We start from the raw sequence: 16,635 nt of genomic DNA on the forward strand, positions 1-16,635 counted from the left end.
ATACCGTACTTGCAGTTTAGGAGAATGCCAATACCGCTTTGGGCAAGTCGTGTGCAGATTCGGCTGAAAGCGCTGGTGAGGCTTCCGGCGGTTACGAGCCGAGCCGCCCGGACAGCACATGCGCCGCCTCGAGAAGCAGTGTGCCGAGTTCGTGGCGGCGGTCGGGGCGAAACCGGGTTTCCACCCCGGTGAGGCTCAGCGCCCAGGCCGGCCGGCCGTTGCGGTCGAACACCGCCGCGGCGATGCCCCAGCTGCCCTCCACGATCAGGGCCGGGTTGACCGCGTATCCGGTGAGCCGGGTCGCCTCGATCCGGGCCCGAATCGATTCTTCGGTGTGGTCGTCACCCCAGGCCGTCGCCGGCAGCGAGCGGGCGAAGTAGTCGTCGACCTCGTCGGCGGGAAGGTGACTGAGGATCGCCAGCCCGGCCGACGCCACCCCGAGCGGGAACCGGATGCCTTCCCGCAGGACGTGGGACCGCAGCGGAAAGCTGCCTTCCACGCTGAGCAGACAGACGGTCTCGTCGCCGCGCCGCGCGGAGAAGAACGCACTCTCCCCGGTCTCGGCTGCCAGCCGGGTGACGACCTCACGGGCCTTGTCGGTGACGTCGTACCGCGTGGCGGCGACGGCACCCAACAGATACATCTCGGGTCCGAGAAGCCATCGTCCGGTTTTGGCGTCGCGGTCGATCAGCCCGACCTCGGCCAGCGAGGTGAGCAGCCGGTGCGCGGTCGGGCGCGCAAGCTCGGTCGCGCGGCCCAGATCCGTCGTCGACGCGCCTTTCGGTTCCGCCGCACCGACGGCACCCAGCAACGCGGCGACGCGCGCGACGACGTTTCGGTCGGTCACGGTCGTTGATCGTAACGTTCATTCAGTGGACACCTGGCCGATCGATTACCGCACGGCGAACATCTTCGCCGCCGTTCGCCGTGGGTGGTTGACTGCTCAAAGCGCTGGTTGTTGAGTGGGAACCCGGCGCCCGCGCGCGTTTACCCAGTGGACGCCAGCTGACTTTGGGAAGGGACGATGACTTCGAAGGTGTACGAGTCGGCCGCCAGCGCGGTTGCCGACATCCCCAGCGGTGCGACGTTGGCCGTGGGTGGATTCGGACTGTGCGGCATCCCCGATCGATTGATCCAAGCGCTGCTCGACGCGGGCGTGACCGACCTCGAGGTGTTCTCGAACAACTGCGGAGTCGACGACTACGGGCTGGGAATCCTGTTGTCCGACGGTCGTATTCGCCGGATCACCGCGTCCTACGTCGGGGAGAACAAGGAGTTCGCGCGGCAGTACCTGGCCGGTGAACTCGAGGTGGAGCTGACGCCGCAGGGCACCTTGGCCGAGCGGCTGCGCGCCGGCGGCGCCGGGATTCCCGCCTTCTACACCCCGGCCGGGGTGGGCAGCGTGGTCTCCGACGGCGGGCTGCCGTGGCGCTACGCCGCGGACGGCTCGGTGGCAATTGCGTCGCCGCCCAAGGAAACTCGCGTGTTCGGCGACAAGCGCTACGTGCTGGAGGAGTCGATCAACGCCGACTTCGCTCTGGTGCACGCCAAGCGGGGTGACGCCGACGGAAACCTGGTGTTCAACCGGTCGGCGATGAACTTCAACCCGCTGTGCGCGATGGCAGGCCGCATCGCCATCGCCCAGGTCGAGGAGCTGGTCGAGCCGGGTGAACTCGATCCGGCGACCGTTCATCTGCCGGGAGTGTTCATCAACCGCATCGTCCACACCGGACCGCAGGACAAGCGCATCGAGAAGCGGACCGTCCGCTCGGAGGAAGCGAACTGATGACCCAAGCAGCGACGGGATGGACCCGCGACCAGATGGCGGCCCGGGCCGCCGCCGAGATGATCGACGGTGAATACGTCAACCTCGGCATCGGGCTGCCGACCCTGATCCCGAACTACCTGAGCTCCGACGTGCGGGTGACCCTGCATTCCGAGAACGGCATCCTGGGCACCGGCCCCTACCCCACCGATGACGCGGTCGACGCCGACCTGATCAATGCGGGCAAGGAGACGGTGACTGTCCTGCCCGGGGCGGCGTTCTTCGATTCGGCGTTGTCGTTCGGCATGATTCGCGGCGGCCACATCGACACCGCGGTGCTCGGCGGCATGGAGGTGTCGCAGACCGGCGACCTGGCCAACTGGATGGTGCCCGGCAAGATGGTCAAAGGCATGGGCGGAGCGATGGACCTCGTCCACGGCGCTGCCCGGGTCATCGTGCTGATGGAGCACACCGACCGGGGCGGCAATCCGAAGATCGTCAAGCAGTGCTCGTTGCCGTTGACCGGGGTCGGCGTGGTCGACCGGATCATCACCAACCTCGGCGTGATCGACGTGGTCGGCGACGGCACGCTGGTGCTGCGCGAGTTGGCGCCCGGGGTGAGCACCGACGACATCGTCGCCGCCACCGAACCCGAGCTCACCGTGGAACTGTCGTAGGTCAGAACCCGGAGAGGATTACCGCATTGGTGTCGGCGGCGGCGTGCCGCAGCTCCCGTGCGGCGCGGTAGGCGTCTGAGTCGTACCACGCCTGCGCGGCCTCGACCGACTCGAACTCCAGCACGACGGTCTGGTGGCCGTGCCAATTGCCCTCGAGGACTTGCGGTTTGGTGTCAACGGCAAGCACCTTGACACCGCCCATGGCAGCACCGGCGGCCTTGCCATAGGCCTTCATGCCCTCCGGGTCTTTGATGTCCTCGGTCAGAATCACGTAACCCTTGGCCATGATGTTCCTCTCGTGTGAGAATCAGGTTCTCGTATTTCGGGTGACAGGTTTCCACGCCATGAGGGGTAAATGCAATGACCAATGTCGACGCTGACACAGGTGTGCTGGCCGGCGAGCAGCGGATGCTCATCGACGGCGAGCTCCGGTTCACCGACTCCGGGGCCTTGTTCGACGTCGAGCATCCGGCCTCCGAGCAGGTGGTCGGCCAAGCCACCGACGGTACGGTTATCGACGTCGAGCGGGCGACCGCCGCCGCGCGCCGGGCGTTCGACACAACCGACTGGTCCCGCGATCTCGAGTTCCGCTACCACTGCCTCACTCAGCTGCACGAGGCGCTGACCGAAGAGCAGGAACGGTTGCGGCGCATCGTGATCACCGAGGTGGGCTGTCCGGTCTCGGTCAGCGGATCCCAGATCGAGAGCCCGATCGCCGAGGTGAAGCACTGGGCCGAGCACGGTCGCAACTTCGACTACCTCGTCGACACCGGAATCCACGAGACGCAGCTCGGCCCGGCCCGGCGCAAGATCCAGTTCGACCCGGTCGGCGTCGTCGGCGCGATCACGCCGTGGAACGTCCCGTTCTACCTCAACATCGCCGAGACCGTGCCTGCGCTGATGGCCGGCAACACCGTCGTGCTCAAGCCGGCCCAGCTCACCCCGTCGTCGGGTACCGAACTCGGGCGCATCATCGCCGAGAAGACCGACATCCCCGCCGGGGTGTTCAACGTCGTCACCTCCAACGCCAACGAGGTGGGCGCGGCGCTGTCAGCCGATCCGCGGGTGGACATGATCACCTTCACCGGTTCCACTGCCACCGGCCGGGCGATCCTGACCGCCGGCGCGTCGACGGTCAAGAAGACCCTGCTGGAGCTCGGCGGCAAGTCGACGCACATCGTCTGCGATGATGCGGATTTCAACGCCTGCCTACCGATGGCGGCGATGTTCGCCTGTGTGATGTCCGGCCAGAGCTGCATCTTGAGCAGCCGAGTCCTGTTGCCGCGCAGCCGGTATGACGAAGGTCTGGAGATCCTCAAGACCATGATGGAGCAGTTCCCGGTCGGGGATCCGTGGACCCCGGGCATCATGCAGGGCCCGCAGATCAGCGCCATGCAGCGACAGAAGACGCTCAGCCTGATCCAGTCCGGTATCGCCGACGGCGCCAGGCTGGTCACCGGCGGCGGCATTCCGGAGAACCTGCCGACCGGCTACTACGTGCAGCCGACCCTGCTCGCCGACGTCGACCCCACGTCGGAGATCGCCCAGACCGAGATCTTCGGGCCGGTGATCACCGTGACCCCGTACGACACCGACGACGAGGCCGTCGAGATCTCGAACAACACCATCTACGGGCTCTCCGGGGATGTCACCAGCGGTGACGACGAGCGCGCGCTGAACATCGCGCTGCGGCTGCGGACCGGCAGCGTCACCACCAACGGGCACTCGTTCTTCGGAATCACCAGCCCGTTCGGCGGCACCAAGCAGAGCGGCCTGGGCCACCGCAACGGCGACGAGGGCTACCGGGAGTACCTGAACATGAAGACGATCGGCGTGCGGCCGTAGGGCTTTGACGTTGAGACCGCGCCAAGAGCCCAACGTGCACGGAAACTTCGCTTCGGGTGCGGTCTCAACGCGCCGGCCTCCTGTCGTCTACATTCGACAAGAACGGATCTGGAGGCGCACATGATCAAGCTCGAACTGCCCTATGTCACCGTGACGGTCGACGATCGGTTCCGCAATCGGCTGGCCGGCGTCGGTGACCGGTTGCGCATCAGGTTGACCGCGTACCTGCGCAACGCCGCCGACGATCTCGACGGCCTCGGCCGCAAGGCCACCGCGGCCTGTCAGACCGCGGCCGTGCGTGTCGACACCGCGATGGCCGCCGCCAATGACCGCATCGCCTCCGAGCCCGAGGTGCACGTGGCGCACCTGAAAGTCGTATGAGGTGAGCACGCCCAGCGTCTTCATCACCGGAGCCGCTGCGGGTATCGGACGGGCGACCGCCTTGACCTTCGCCCGAAACGGCTACCGGGTGGGCGCCTACGACATCGACCTCGACGGGCTGGCCGGGCTGCGCGAGGAGATCGTCGCACTGGGCGGTGACGTGGTGATCGGCGAGCTCAACGTCACCGATGCCGATCAATGGTCCGCACGGCTGCGTGAATTCACCGGTAGCACAGGCACACTCGACATCCTGGTGAACAACGCCGGGGTGCTGACCACGGGTGCGTTCGCCGACGTACCGCTCGACGTTCACCGGCAGATGGTGGACATCAACGTCTACGGCGCACTGGCCGGCCTGCATGCCGCATTCCCCTACCTGCGTGACACCCCGCGCGCCCAGGTGGTCAACATGTGTTCGGCCTCCGCGATGTACGGCCAGCCCGAACTCGCCACCTACTCGGCCACCAAGTTCGCGCTGCGCGCGCTGACCGAGGCGCTGGAACTCGAATGGCGCCAATACGGGATCCGCGTGCTGGCGCTGTGGCCGCTCTTCGTCAAGACCGCGATGACCGACGGCGTCGAGACCGCCAGCACCAAATCGCTGGGCGTCAACCTCCAGCCGGAAGACGTAGCGGCCGCGGTCTATTCGGTCACGCATCGACGCGGTCGACTGGCCCGGGTGCACTATCCGGTCGGGCGTCAGACCGCAGTGTTGGCCGCGCTGTCGCAGGTGTCGCCCAACTGGATGCAACGGTTGATGACGAAAACGCTGACGCGCAATTAGCCGATCGCGGTGTACGGCTTCCTCGGCGGCTGCTGATTCTGTCGAAACGATTGGCACAGACCGAGATTGCTCGCCACGCATGGCACACCGTTGATGGTCGGGGCACTGCCTTCCAGATAACACTGACCGGTGTACTGGTTGTTGATGTGCCCCGCCGGGCAGCCTTGCGCGGCCGCCGCGGGCGCTCCGACGGCGATCCCCACGATCAGACCGGCGGCCCCCACCGCATAGACGATCCGTCGTCCCCAGTGCGTCGTCATCGGCAGACCCCTTTGCCCCTCCGCAGCCCAGACTACGCGTGTACGGCCGGGCCACGACGCGTGATTAGGATCGGTGGCATGCCGGAGCCGACCGATGCTGTGGACGACACGACGTCGACAACTCACCGTCCCAACCGCCAAACCCGATCCTCGTTGGGCTGGGTCGCTCCGCTCGCACTGGTCGTCGCACTGATCGCGACCGGCCTGGCCGGGTGGGCGCTGCTGCGGCCCGCACCGTCGACGCCCGCGCCCGCCCCTGCTGCCGCGCCGCAGAACGGTGACCCCAAAGCGAACGCCTGCGCCGCCTACCGCACCGTGAGTTCGGCGGTGTCCCTGCAGACCCACGCCGACACGGGCGCTGAAGTTCAGGGCGTGGCCGCCAACGCGCGACTGGCGATGTCCGGTGGCGCGACCTACCTGCTGGCCCACCTCAGCCCGGCCACACCGAGCGACCTTGCCGACGCGATTCGCGCCTTCGCGGCAGGGCTGCAGGATATTTCGATGAACGCGTTAGCCGGGGTGCCGAACGACGACCCGAACCAGGCCGAGCGGCTGAGCAACGCGGAGAAGACGAACAGCAAGATCGCCGAACTCTGCAAATAGCCCACTACGACGGGTTTTACAGGGTCAGTTCAACTGGCGTTTGCACGAAGTTCGACAGTGCGCCAAGTGGGGTCCAGTCCGGGGTAAGGGTCGTCTCCTTGGATTTCCATGTCAGTGACCACTCGGCGCATTTGCCGGACTGAACGTCTTCTTCGAAGGGAATTCGACCTTGTCCAAACACCGCAAGAAATCGCTCCGGGTGGCTGCGCCAGCCTTTGTCACCACGGGCGTCGCCGGTGCGGCGATGGTGGGTGCGGCCGTCTTGTTCGCCACCACCGACGCCCCCAAGACCACGGCTTCGCCGGCGTACAAGCTGGCCTCGACCGAGTCGGATCTGCTGCTGTTCGGCAACAGCCTTGCCGGCAGCAACTCCAAGGCGGCCGCCCCGACGGCTTCCGCCACTGCCAACGCCACCAACTTCGTCGCGGAGTTCATCGGCAACGGCACTGCCGAGCACCCCAACGGCGGCCTGCTCATCGGCAACGGCTACAGCTACAGCGCCGCTGATGCGCAGTGCGCCAGTGCATCCTGCAACGGCGGCCGCGGCGGCCTGCTCATGGGCAACGGCGGTAACGGCTACAACGGCGGCAACGGTGGCAGCGCCGGGCTGTACGGCAACGGCGGCAACGGCGGCGACGCCCTGAGCGCCGCCATCAACGGCGGCAAGGGTGGCAACGGCGGCAACGGCGGACTGGTCGCGGGCAACTCCGCCTCCGGTGCGCTGTTCAGTGGCGGCGGCGGCAACGGCGGCAAGGGTATCGCCGGCGGCGCCGGCGGTAACGGCGGAAACGCCGGCCCGTTCGCCGGTAGCGGCGGCGCCGGTGGCGCGGGCGGCGCCAGCACGACCGCCGGTGTCAACGGCGGCAACGGTGGCAACGGTGGCGACGCCGCGTCGTTCCCCGTCCTCGGCGGCGGTACCGCAGGTGCCGGCGGCGTCGGTGGCGCGGGTTACACCAACGCGGCGGGCGCAGGCACCAACGGCGGCAATGGTGGCAACGGCGGTAAGGCCGGCTACTACGGCAACGCGGCGGGCGGCGCGGCTGGCGCCGGCGGCGCGGGCGGTGGCGGCACCACGGCCGGCGGGAACGGCGGTAATGGTGGCACCGGCGGAACCGGTGGCCTGGCAGCCGGTAACGGTGGCGTCGGTGGCGCGGGTGGCACCGGCGGCACGGCCTCCGCGGGTGCCGGCGGCAACGGCGGCACCGGCGGCAACGGCGGCACCGGTGGTGCGGTCGGTAACGGTGGCGCAGGTGGCGCAGGTGGCGATGCCGGTGCAGGCACCACGACGGGCGGCAGCGGCGGCAGCGGCGGCAGCGGCGGGCTGGCCGGCAACAACGGCGGCGCCGGCGGCGCCGGTGGTAAGGGTGGCGCAGGCGCCACCGGCGGCACCGGCGGCAAGGGTGGCCTCGGCGGCTTCGGCGGCTTCAGCGGCGGCGCAGGCGGCAGTGGCGCCAACGGCGGCAACGGTGCCACGACCGGCTCGGGCGGCAAGGGTGGCAACGGCGCCAACGGCGGCGGCAGCCTCATCTCGGGTGGCAAGGGCGGTAACGGCGGCACCGGCGGTAAGGGCGGGGCAACCAATGGCTCGGCCGGACAGCAGGGCACCGGCGGGGTCGGACCGACCGCCGGTAAGGGTGGCACCGGCGGCGCCGGCGGCTAACCCGTCAGATACGCGAATCGGCCCCCTCCGAAAGGAGGGGGCCGATTTCGTTTCAGCGCGTTGATATTTCGGTCAGGCGCGTGCGCCGTTCATTGCACACGCCATCTGAGCGTTCTTCGCATCGGTGTTCATGTCATCGGCCGTCGAGTTCAGCGAATCGCCGCCGCCGCGAATGCCCATGATCAGCAGGAGTTTTGCGGCGCGCAGCGACCACGACCGCATGGGCGCCGAAATGTCGGCGGGCAGACCGGGTGTCGACGCCGCCGACATGGCCGCGGATGCGGCCTCCCGCAGTGCGGTGCGGCCGATGGCGTTTGAATTGGCCACGTTCGGATCTTGGTAATTCACACTGTTTCCATTGCCAGCGGAGTCGTAAGCGAAGTCCTCGTAGTACGACGCCGCGTAATCGAGCGCCCCTCCGAACTGCTTACAGGCGTCCGGTATCGCGCTGGAGGGTGCCGCATCCGGCGGCGGCACATCCAACGGCGCGACCGGCGCGGCCACGTTCGCGGGCGCCGGTCCGGGCACCGGAACCGGCTGCTGAGTGTCCGGGTCGGCGAACGCAACGGGTGCGGCGAACAATGCCGATCCCGACACCAACAGCATGGCTGTCAGCGTCTGGCCATATCGCAGTGACGATTTCATCGCTTCCTCCTGGATCGTGGGTTCCCCCGAACCGTCCGGCTGGAAGTTTCAAACCAGCCCAACCCGAACCCGGGACAACAGGGCCCTTCAGGGTCAGGACGAAAGAGATGATCGACGGGATAGCTGTCTCATCGGTTAACGGACACTGAACAGCCGGCGCCTTCAGAGGATCGATCGGGTGTCACCCGTCATCGACGTCGCACTCAGCTGGTATCAGGTTGAGACCCAAACCGGCGCGTCAGAACTCGATCGCCGAAAAATGACGCTCGGTAGACGGTAATGCGGTGGAAGTTGTTGGGGCGGCGTTAACCGTTTAGACACCCTTCAACTCAATGATTCCTCCGAACGACACAGTGGATATCAACGACGAGAGGCGCCAACACGACATGTTGAAACGCTTTGCCGCATTGGCTGGAGTATGCCTGCTGGCCCCGATGGGAGCGGCTCCGCTCGCCTTGGCCGACCCGCCGGCCGATCCCAACGCGGCACCCGCCGCCAACGTCGGGCCGCAGGGGCCCGTGCCCTCTGCCGCACCCGGCGTTCTCAAGACGCCTGACGGCTGGACGCTCAGCGTGACCGGCAAGGACGAGTCCATGGAACCCGTGGCGTCCCTGACGAATTCGCCCTGGTCCCGCGAGTACCTGGTCGACGGAACCTTTACGGCCACGGTGAACGGCGGTGGCAGCACCAAGCTGGCCGGCGGTACGTTGGAGGCCGGCTACCAAATCGGTTGCGGCATAACCCAAGACGACATCGAGTCCATCGCCACCGCGGGTGCCACCCCCGGCGTGGGCATCCCGCTCGTCAATGGCTCGCTGTTGCCGATCACCCTTGGCCTCTCGGCGTCCTACCAGATGAAGATCGACCTCAAGCCCGGCACGGTGAACATCGTTCCGGTCGGCAAGAAGGAGTTCAAGGGCACTGCTCCCCGAGTCTCCATCACCGGGTTCCGTATCAAGATCGACGGTTGCGCCGGCCAGTCCTTCATCCGGTCCTACGCCACGCTGACCAGCTCCACCGACAACACCGACGACGTCGTGACCTACCTCGGCGTCACCAAAGCGGTCTGACAACTTCACATCGTCGTTCCCGCATTCGGCTGCCCGTCATCGACGCGGTGGTGGGCAGCCGATTTGCACGACCCAAAGACTCCGCGGGAATGCCCATTAGATGAGCACCGGGCGTAGAGCGTTGGCGCCCCGTTCACCAAATGGACACCCCACCAATCAATCATTTCCCAGAATCCAGTGAATTTGAGACGGAAGGCGCCGACAGGATATGTTGCATCGCTTTGCCACCGCAGCTGCAGTTTGCATGCTGATTCCGATGGGAGCGACCCCGCTCGCGTTGGCAGACCCGGCTGATCCGGCGGCGCCACCCGTCGTCGACGCAGGCGCTCCCCCTCCTCCACCGGACAACGGAGCCGTCGCCTCCTCGGTTCCCGGCATCGCCAAGACGCCCGACGGCCGCACGCTGACGGTGGTCGCCAAGGACGAGACGCAGCTGCCGGTGGCTCCGCTGACGACGTCGCTGTCTTCGCGCGACTGGGTGGTCGGTGCCACGTTCACCGGCACCACGACCGGCTCGGTGTCGGGTGGAACGCTCGAGACCGGCTATCAGATCGGTTGCGGCGTCGAAATGGACAAGGTCAAGCTGATCGGGTCGGTCGGCGCCAGCCTGGGCAACGCCAGCCTCGGCACCGGCGGACTCGCGCTGCCCGGAACCATCAGTTTCCCGGTGCAGGGTCAGATCGAAGTCGACCCGCGGCCGGGAACGATCACCAACGTCGTCGTCGACAAGAAGAAATTCAAGGGCACCTCGTCCCGAGTGACGATCAAGGACGTCCATATCAAGATCGACAACTGCGTCGGTGCCTCGTCGCTGCGCTCGTACGCGGTGCTCACCAGCTCGGGCACCGATGCCGACGACATCGTCGCCTACTACGGCGTCACCAAAGTCTTCTGACCCCGGTGCGCCAGATGTACGCAATGCTGGTCAAAGGCGCGGTCGTGGCCGCGCTGACTCTCGGAGCGGCGGTCGCACCCATGGCGACCGCCGCCGCCGATGAGCCGCTACCCGTCGACCCCGCGGCGCCCGCGCCTCCGCCTCCTCCGCAGGGCTTGATCCCGTCGCCGGCGACCATCACGGATTCCGTGAGCGGCTTCGCCAACTACATGGGTGGCCCCGCAGGCAACCAGCTGCTGCTCGGACAAACACCCACCCCAGCGCTGGCCGGCACCGCACCCGCGACGCCACCGAATGCCGACATTCTCAACGGTGCTCAGCTGTTGATGGCGCAGAACAACAGCATGCCCACGCCGGATCAGACGTCGCCGTACCAACTGGGCCCTGGGGCTGACGGACCGTTCGCCCGGGTGAATCAGTGGAAGGGCGTTCACGCGTTCCTGCATGGCGCGCTGGGCCGCATGCCGGCAGACCAGCTCGGACAGCCGCTGCCTGGGACAGCCCCAGCTCCAGGAATCACGATCCCTGCCGGACCCGAGCAGTTCCTGCCTGATCCGGCGGCTCCGCCGCCGCCCGGCGCCCCCGGCGATCCGGCACTCCCACCACCGCCGCCGCCGATCCCCTGATCGCATCCTCGGCGCCGTTCCCGGCACCGGCACGGCGTTCGCCGACTACGGTGTGACGAGGATCGAGGCCAGGAGGACGTGGCGGGATGAGCATGGGCGACCGGACGCTGGCGTCGACGCTGTTGCTTGCGGCCGCGGTCGCCGCCGCCCTTCTCGGGTCGCCATGTGCCACGGCCGATCCCGCACCGGGCGACCCGCCCCAACCGCCGCCGGCACTCGTTCCACCGAACGCGACCGTCGGCAGTGTGCTCGCTCAAAGCGATGCGCCGGCGGCCGGACCGCTCGGCCTGCCCGACCTGGCGGCGTACGCACCGGGACTTCTGCTGGGACAGAACCCGGTTCCGTCGCCGCCGGGCGCGGCGAACACCGTGGCGACCCCCGATCTGCATGCGTTCAACAACCAATATCTGGTGCCACAGAACATCGCCCCTGCCGCACCCGGACAAGGCGAGCCCGATATCGGCATCGGACCCACGGCCGAGCAGCCGGGCACGGGCCGACTGGCCTTCCTGCACCGGCTGCACGCGATGTACTCCGAGGGCGCTCTCGACGGTGCGCTGCTCGGCCAGGTGCCCTACGAGCAACTTGGCGAGCCCCTGCCCGGCACGGCGCCGGCCCCGGGCGTCATCGTCCCGCCCGGACTCGGCTTTGGCCTGGCAGACCCGGCGCCCGCGCCCTGAGCGCAGCGGTGGCACGTAAGCGCGACGCGTCCCCGACATTCACCCAACGGCAAAGTGCCGAGGGTGTTCTGGTGCTAGCATCCGAAACCTATGCCTGCTAACGCCCCGCGCGTGATCGTCGAACCAGACGACGGTTTGGACCCGGTCCTCGAATTCATCATGAGCGCGCAAACCTCGCTTCTGATAAAGCAATTCACGTTCACCGAGCCAAGCCTGATCGACGCCGTCATCGACCGGAAGAAGGCCGGGGTCGACGTCCGCATCATGCTCAATCCGCAGCGATCGGGCGGCGATCGGGCGAACGACGAAAGCTACGAGACGTTCAAGACCGCCGGCATCGACGTCCAGTGGTCGAGCCCGAAATTCTATGTGACGCACGAGAAGTCAATCGTCGTTGATGAGAGCGCCGCTATGGTCGCGACCTACAACCTGATGATCAAATACTTCACGCTCACCCGTGACTACGGCATCATCACCCACGACCCGCAGCACGTCGCCCAGATCGTCGAGGTGTTCAACGCCGACTGGGAACATCGAGACTTCACACCGCCCAGATACGAAGGACTGCTGTGGAGTAACTCCAATTCCCGATACCACATGGCGCGCTTCATCGACTCCGCTGAGCGCAAGCTGTACATCCAGCACCCCAAGTACGTCGACGCCGTGATCCTCGACCACATCGCGGCGGCAGCCCACCGCGGCGTCAGGGTGCGGGTCTTGTGCGGGGGCAAGCACGGCATCAGTGAATGGGACATCCTCGACACGTTCGCCTCGCTGCGCACCCTGCGCCGGTTCGGCGTCGAGGTGCGCAAGCAGAAGAACCTGAGGGTGCACGCCAAGCTGTTGATCATCGACGGCAGAGAAGTTCTGGTCGGGTCGATGAACATCGATCGCAGCGCCTTCGACCTTCGCCGCGAGCTCGGTGTCACCACCGATGACCCGGACGTGGTGGCTCGACTCAAAGAGGTCTTCAAAAGCGACTGGCAGATTTCCAGCCACTACGAACCACCCGATCCGCTCGAGAAGAACCGGCCCGTCGAGGACGAGTTTCCGCACGACCACGACCTGGTCCATGAGTGAGTCCGGTTCGACCCGGGAGAAGGTCTCACTCTTCGAGGTCGCGCGGACGTTCAACCACATCGCGCTGGCGTCCTTCGGCGGCGGCCTGGGGGCGTGGTCGCGTGAGGTCATCGTCGTCGAAAAGCAGTGGCTGGGTGAGGAGGAGTTCCTCAGCGCGATGACGATGTGCCGGATCGTGCCCGGCGCCAATCAGGTGAATCTGGCGGTCTTCGTGGGGACCAAGATGAAGGGTCTCGCCGGCGCGATCGCGGCGGTGATCGGCCTGTGCCTGATGCCTGTCGCGATCGTCCTCACGCTCGGCTTCGTCTACTTCACGTTCAAGGAAGTGCCCGCGGTCAAGGGTGCGTTGCACGGCGCCTCGGCCGCGGCCGTCGCGTTGACGCTCGCCATGGTGATCCAGACCGGGCAGAAGTGCCTCAAAGGCCTGATGCCCATCGCCTTCTTCCTGGCGAGCTTCGTGCTCAACGGGCTGCTGCGCTGGCCGTTGCTGCTGACGCTGGCGATCCTCGCGCCGCTGAGCCTGATCTGGGCGTGGCCCCGCAAGGCGCCGGAGCCGGTCGACGCATGAAGACGTTCCTGGCGCTGATCGGAATGTTCGGCTCGCTGTCGCTGCTGTCGATCGGCGGCGGCAACACCGTCCTGCCCGATATGCACCTGCAGGCGGTGACCGGCCATCACTGGCTGACGAACTCGCAGTTCGCCGACATCTTCTCGATCTCCCAAGCCGCACCAGGACCGAGCATCCTGATCGTGGCGCTGGTCGGCTACGCGGCCGGCCTCGGTGTCTTCGGCGTTGTCGGCGGCATCATCGGCGGCGTGCTCGCCACGATCGCGATGGTGGTGCCCGCCGCGGGCCTGATGTACCTGATCACCGTGTCCTGGCAGAAGGCGCAGAAGTCCAAGCTGCGCTACGCCGTGGAGAAGGGCTTCGCCCCGCTGACCGTGGGGTTGATCCTGGCCAGCTCGCTGGTCATGAGCAAGGCCGCCGACCACGACTGGCGGGCATACCTGATCACCGGCGTCGCCACCCTGATCTTCGTGCGGACCAAGACGAACCCGCTCGTCGTGGTCGGGGCCGCGGCGCTGCTGGGTTACGTCGGCTTCGTCTGACGGTCAATGAGACCTCCCCGGCGCAACTCGGGATAGGTTGCAGCGGTGCGAGTTGACGGACGCGATGTTGCCGTTTCCGGCGACGTGCTGCTGCCGCTGACCCGCCGGACCAACGACATCGTGCGGCTATCGGTGGCGACGGTCGTTCTGGTCATCGTGGTCACCAGCTCACTGATCACCCGCAACGACTGGGTCGGCCTGGAGAAATCGGTCTCGCGGATCGTGGGTGTGCTCACCCCCACCCAATCCAATCTGGTCTACCTGGCCTACGGCGTGGCGATCCTGGCGCTGCCGTTCGTGATCCTGATCGGGCTGATCGGCGCGCGGCAGTGGAAGCTGTTTGCCGCCTACGTCGCGGCCGGCTTCCTCGCCGTGTTCTCCCTGTCGATCACCGGCAACGGGATCGCCGCGCCGCGCTGGCATTTCGACCTCTCCGAGCGACTGTCGACCACCCTGTCGCAGTTCCTCGACGACCCCCGCTGGATCGCGATGCTGGCCGCCGTCCTGACCGTGTCGGGGCCGTGGCTGCCGGGCCGCTGGCGGCGGTGGTGGTGGACGCTTCTGTTGGCCTTCGTTCCGATCCACCTGGTGGTCAGTGCGGTCATCCCGGCCCGATCCCTGCTCGGACTGTCCGTCGGCTGGTTCGTCGGCGCCCTGACCGTGTGGGTGGTGGGCACCCCCGCGCTGGAAGTCCCGCTCGACGGAACCGTGCGGGCACTGGCCCGGCGCGGTTTCCTGGTGACGTCGCTGACGGTCGTGCGGCCCGCCGGATCAGGTCCGCTGGAGTTGGCGGCGGCCGATGACGCAGGCGTACGCATGGTCCTCGAAATGTACGGACCCAATCAGCGCAGCGGTGGTGCGCTACGCCAGTTCTGGCGATGGCTCATCCTGCGCGACGCCGAAACCGCGCCCTTGCAGGCCTCGATGCGCCGGGCTGTCGAACATCGTGCATTGATGACGATCGCGGTCAGCGATCTCGGGGTGTCCAACACCACCACGATGGTGGTCGCCGCGCTGGAACGCGGGTGGACCTTGTATGCCCACACCCCGCCGCTTGGCGATCCGATCGGCGACGCCTGCGACGAGACTCTGGTGACCGCTGTCTGGGGTGCGTTCGGGGTGCTGCATCGCCACCAGATCGCGCACGGCGGCTTGCGTTTCAAGGAGATGACCGTCGACGCCGGACGGGTGATGTTCGGCGGATTCGGCAACTCCGAATACGGCGCGACCGACGAGCAGCTGCAGTCCGACATCGCGGCGCTTCTGGTGACCACGTCCGATCGGTTCGGCCCCGAGTCCGCCGTGCAGGCCGCGGTGCACACCCTCGGCAAGGAGACGGTCCTCAACGCGTCGCGGCGCCTGACCAGAGCGGCCGTCCCCGCCCGAATCCGCAAGTCCGTCAACGATCCCAAGGCCGTCATGGCCGCGGCTCGCGACGAGGTCAAACGGCAGACCGGCGCCGACGAGATCAAGACCGAGACCATCACCCGGTTCACCCGCAAGCAAGTCATCCAGCTGGTCCTGCTCGTCGCACTGGTCTACGTCGCCTATCCCTTCATCAGCACGGTGCCCACGTTCTTCAGCGAGCTGCGCAACGCGAACTGGTGGTGGGCGCTGCTCGGGCTGGCCGTGTCGGCGATGACGTATGTCGGTGCGGCAGCGGCGTTGTGGGCGTGCGCATCCGGACTGGTCAGCTTCGGCAATCTGGTCATCATGCAGTTCGCCAACACCTTCGCCGCCACCACAACGCCGGCCGGTGTCGGCGGCCTGGCCCTGAGCACCCGCTTCCTGCAGAAGGGCGGACTGGGGGCGCTGCGGGCCACCGCCGCGGTAGCCCTGCAACAGGCGGTCCAGGTGATCACCCATGTGTCCCTGCTGATTCTGTTCAGCGTGGCCGCCGGTGCGACCGCCGACCTGTCACACTTCGTGCCGAGCACCACGCTGCTGTACCTCATCGGCGGTGTCGCACTCGGAATCCTGGGCACCTTCCTGCTGGTGCCCAAGGCACGCCGGTGGCTCGGGACAGCGGTGCGGCCTCGGCTGCAGGAGGTCGGCCACGAGCTGCTCGAGCTGATGCGCGAACCGAAGCGGCTGGCTGTCATCGTATTGGGCTGTGCCACAACCACTCTGGGAATGGCTCTGGTGCTGTGGTCCAGCATCGAGGCATTCGGAGGTGACACCACCTTCGTTACCGTCACGATCGTCACTATGGTCGGCGGCACGCTGGCCTCGGCGGCACCCACACCCGGCGGCGTCGGCGCGGTGGAAGCCGCGCTGATCGGTGGCCTCGCGGCATTCGGTGTGCCCGCGGCCGTCGGGGTGCCCGCGGTACTGCTCTATCGCGTTCTGACGTGCTGGGTTCCGGTGTTCGCCGGCTGGCCCATCATGCGCTGGCTGACTGCGAAAGAGATGATCTAGCGCACCGATTGCGTAGCGTGGAGACGTGCGAACCACGCGTGCCCTGGCCGTGACGTTGGCGCTGGCCCTGGTGTTGTCGGCGTGCGCCGGGCCCGGCCGGCACGGCACGGACTCGGCCTGGCCGCCGTCGAGCGGC

Annotated in this window: 19 protein-coding genes; 15 read left to right on the forward strand and 4 right to left on the reverse strand. The window is 67.2% G+C overall.

What is annotated here, in order from left to right:
- Nucleotides 1-91: 91 nt before the first annotated feature.
- Nucleotides 92-847: an IclR family transcriptional regulator gene (locus K0O64_RS21660; RefSeq protein ID WP_071942491.1), complete on the reverse strand. Its 756-nt coding sequence runs from the start codon at nucleotides 845-847 to the stop codon at nucleotides 92-94.
- Nucleotides 848-1,024: 177 nt separating this feature from the next.
- Here K0O64_RS21660 and K0O64_RS21665 point away from each other — a divergent pair, with 177 nt between their 5' ends.
- Nucleotides 1,025-1,786 (forward strand): CoA transferase subunit A, encoded by a 762-nt coding sequence (locus K0O64_RS21665; RefSeq protein WP_220045746.1) that lies wholly within the window; start codon nucleotides 1,025-1,027, stop codon nucleotides 1,784-1,786.
- Nucleotides 1,786-2,442, forward strand: coding sequence for a CoA transferase subunit B (locus K0O64_RS21670; protein ID WP_071942487.1), 657 nt, complete (start codon nucleotides 1,786-1,788; stop codon nucleotides 2,440-2,442). The genes K0O64_RS21665 and K0O64_RS21670 overlap by 1 nt, the downstream gene beginning before the upstream one ends.
- A 1-nt stretch (nucleotide 2,443) precedes the next feature.
- Here K0O64_RS21670 and K0O64_RS21675 read toward each other — a convergent pair whose 3' ends face one another.
- Complete coding sequence (locus K0O64_RS21675; protein ID WP_071942485.1) at nucleotides 2,444-2,728, reverse strand: DUF1330 domain-containing protein; 285 nt, start codon at nucleotides 2,726-2,728, stop codon at nucleotides 2,444-2,446.
- 74 nt (nucleotides 2,729-2,802) lie between these two features.
- On the opposite strand from K0O64_RS21675, the gene K0O64_RS21680 reads away from it, so the two are divergent.
- From K0O64_RS21680 to K0O64_RS21690, 3 genes are all read left to right on the forward strand, one after another.
- On the forward strand, nucleotides 2,803-4,287 hold the full coding sequence (locus K0O64_RS21680; protein WP_071942483.1) for an aldehyde dehydrogenase family protein: 1,485 nt from the start codon (nucleotides 2,803-2,805) through the stop codon (nucleotides 4,285-4,287).
- 120 nt (nucleotides 4,288-4,407) lie between these two features.
- Nucleotides 4,408-4,668 (forward strand): hypothetical protein, encoded by a 261-nt coding sequence (locus K0O64_RS21685; RefSeq protein WP_071942481.1) that lies wholly within the window; start codon nucleotides 4,408-4,410, stop codon nucleotides 4,666-4,668.
- Nucleotide 4,669: 1 nt separating this feature from the next.
- Nucleotides 4,670-5,452: an SDR family oxidoreductase gene (locus K0O64_RS21690; protein WP_071942479.1), complete on the forward strand. Its 783-nt coding sequence runs from the start codon at nucleotides 4,670-4,672 to the stop codon at nucleotides 5,450-5,452.
- On the opposite strand, the gene K0O64_RS21695 is transcribed toward K0O64_RS21690, so the two are convergent.
- Nucleotides 5,449-5,712 carry a hypothetical protein gene (locus K0O64_RS21695; RefSeq protein ID WP_099973839.1) on the reverse strand — a complete coding sequence of 88 codons (264 nt, stop codon included), beginning with the start codon at nucleotides 5,710-5,712 and terminating at the stop codon, nucleotides 5,449-5,451. The two genes, K0O64_RS21690 and K0O64_RS21695, sit on opposite strands and share 4 nt — an antisense overlap.
- Before the next feature lie 78 nt (nucleotides 5,713-5,790).
- On the opposite strand from K0O64_RS21695, the gene K0O64_RS21700 reads away from it, so the two are divergent.
- Both K0O64_RS21700 and K0O64_RS21705 read left to right on the forward strand, forming a co-directional pair.
- A complete protein-coding gene (locus K0O64_RS21700) occupies nucleotides 5,791-6,315 on the forward strand; it encodes a hypothetical protein (RefSeq protein ID WP_071942475.1) in 525 nt (174 codons plus the stop codon).
- A gap of 199 nt (nucleotides 6,316-6,514) precedes the next feature.
- Nucleotides 6,515-7,975, forward strand: a complete 1,461-nt coding sequence (locus tag K0O64_RS21705; RefSeq protein WP_217353539.1) for a hypothetical protein — start codon at nucleotides 6,515-6,517, stop codon at nucleotides 7,973-7,975.
- Nucleotides 7,976-8,047: 72 nt separating this feature from the next.
- On the opposite strand, the gene K0O64_RS21710 is transcribed toward K0O64_RS21705, so the two are convergent.
- Nucleotides 8,048-8,620, reverse strand: a complete 573-nt coding sequence (locus K0O64_RS21710; protein WP_083542557.1) for an Rv2240c family protein — start codon at nucleotides 8,618-8,620, stop codon at nucleotides 8,048-8,050.
- Nucleotides 8,621-9,006: 386 nt separating this feature from the next.
- Here K0O64_RS21710 and K0O64_RS21715 point away from each other — a divergent pair, with 386 nt between their 5' ends.
- The 8 genes from K0O64_RS21715 to K0O64_RS21750 all read left to right on the forward strand — a co-directional run bounded on the left by K0O64_RS21715 (nucleotide 9,007) and on the right by K0O64_RS21750 (nucleotide 16,499).
- The gene (locus K0O64_RS21715; protein ID WP_071949661.1) at nucleotides 9,007-9,690 is read left to right on the forward strand and encodes an MspA family porin; all 684 of its coding nucleotides are present in this window, start codon (nucleotides 9,007-9,009) and stop codon (nucleotides 9,688-9,690) included.
- Nucleotides 9,691-9,898: 208 nt separating this feature from the next.
- A complete protein-coding gene (locus K0O64_RS21720; RefSeq protein ID WP_071942469.1) occupies nucleotides 9,899-10,585 on the forward strand; it encodes an MspA family porin in 687 nt (228 codons plus the stop codon).
- 14 nt (nucleotides 10,586-10,599) lie between these two features.
- Nucleotides 10,600-11,211: a hypothetical protein gene (locus K0O64_RS21725; RefSeq protein WP_220045747.1), complete on the forward strand. Its 612-nt coding sequence runs from the start codon at nucleotides 10,600-10,602 to the stop codon at nucleotides 11,209-11,211.
- 86 nt (nucleotides 11,212-11,297) lie between these two features.
- Nucleotides 11,298-11,891: a hypothetical protein gene (locus K0O64_RS21730; protein WP_071942465.1), complete on the forward strand. Its 594-nt coding sequence runs from the start codon at nucleotides 11,298-11,300 to the stop codon at nucleotides 11,889-11,891.
- Between the two features lie 90 nt (nucleotides 11,892-11,981).
- Nucleotides 11,982-12,971, forward strand: a complete 990-nt coding sequence (locus tag K0O64_RS21735) for a phospholipase D-like domain-containing protein (RefSeq protein ID WP_071942463.1) — start codon at nucleotides 11,982-11,984, stop codon at nucleotides 12,969-12,971.
- Complete coding sequence (locus K0O64_RS21740) at nucleotides 12,964-13,539, forward strand: chromate transporter (RefSeq protein WP_071942461.1); 576 nt, start codon at nucleotides 12,964-12,966, stop codon at nucleotides 13,537-13,539. Before K0O64_RS21735 ends, K0O64_RS21740 begins: the two co-directional genes overlap by 8 nt.
- Nucleotides 13,536-14,081 carry a chromate transporter gene (locus tag K0O64_RS21745; RefSeq protein ID WP_071942459.1) on the forward strand — a complete coding sequence of 182 codons (546 nt, stop codon included), beginning with the start codon at nucleotides 13,536-13,538 and terminating at the stop codon, nucleotides 14,079-14,081. Before K0O64_RS21740 ends, K0O64_RS21745 begins: the two co-directional genes overlap by 4 nt.
- Nucleotides 14,082-14,126: 45 nt before the next feature.
- A complete protein-coding gene (locus tag K0O64_RS21750; RefSeq protein ID WP_071942457.1) occupies nucleotides 14,127-16,499 on the forward strand; it encodes a lysylphosphatidylglycerol synthase transmembrane domain-containing protein in 2,373 nt (790 codons plus the stop codon).
- Nucleotides 16,500-16,635: the final 136 nt, after the last annotated feature.

This window comes from Mycolicibacterium pallens, assembly GCF_019456675.1.
GTDB lineage: Bacteria > Actinomycetota > Actinomycetes > Mycobacteriales > Mycobacteriaceae > Mycobacterium > Mycobacterium crocinum.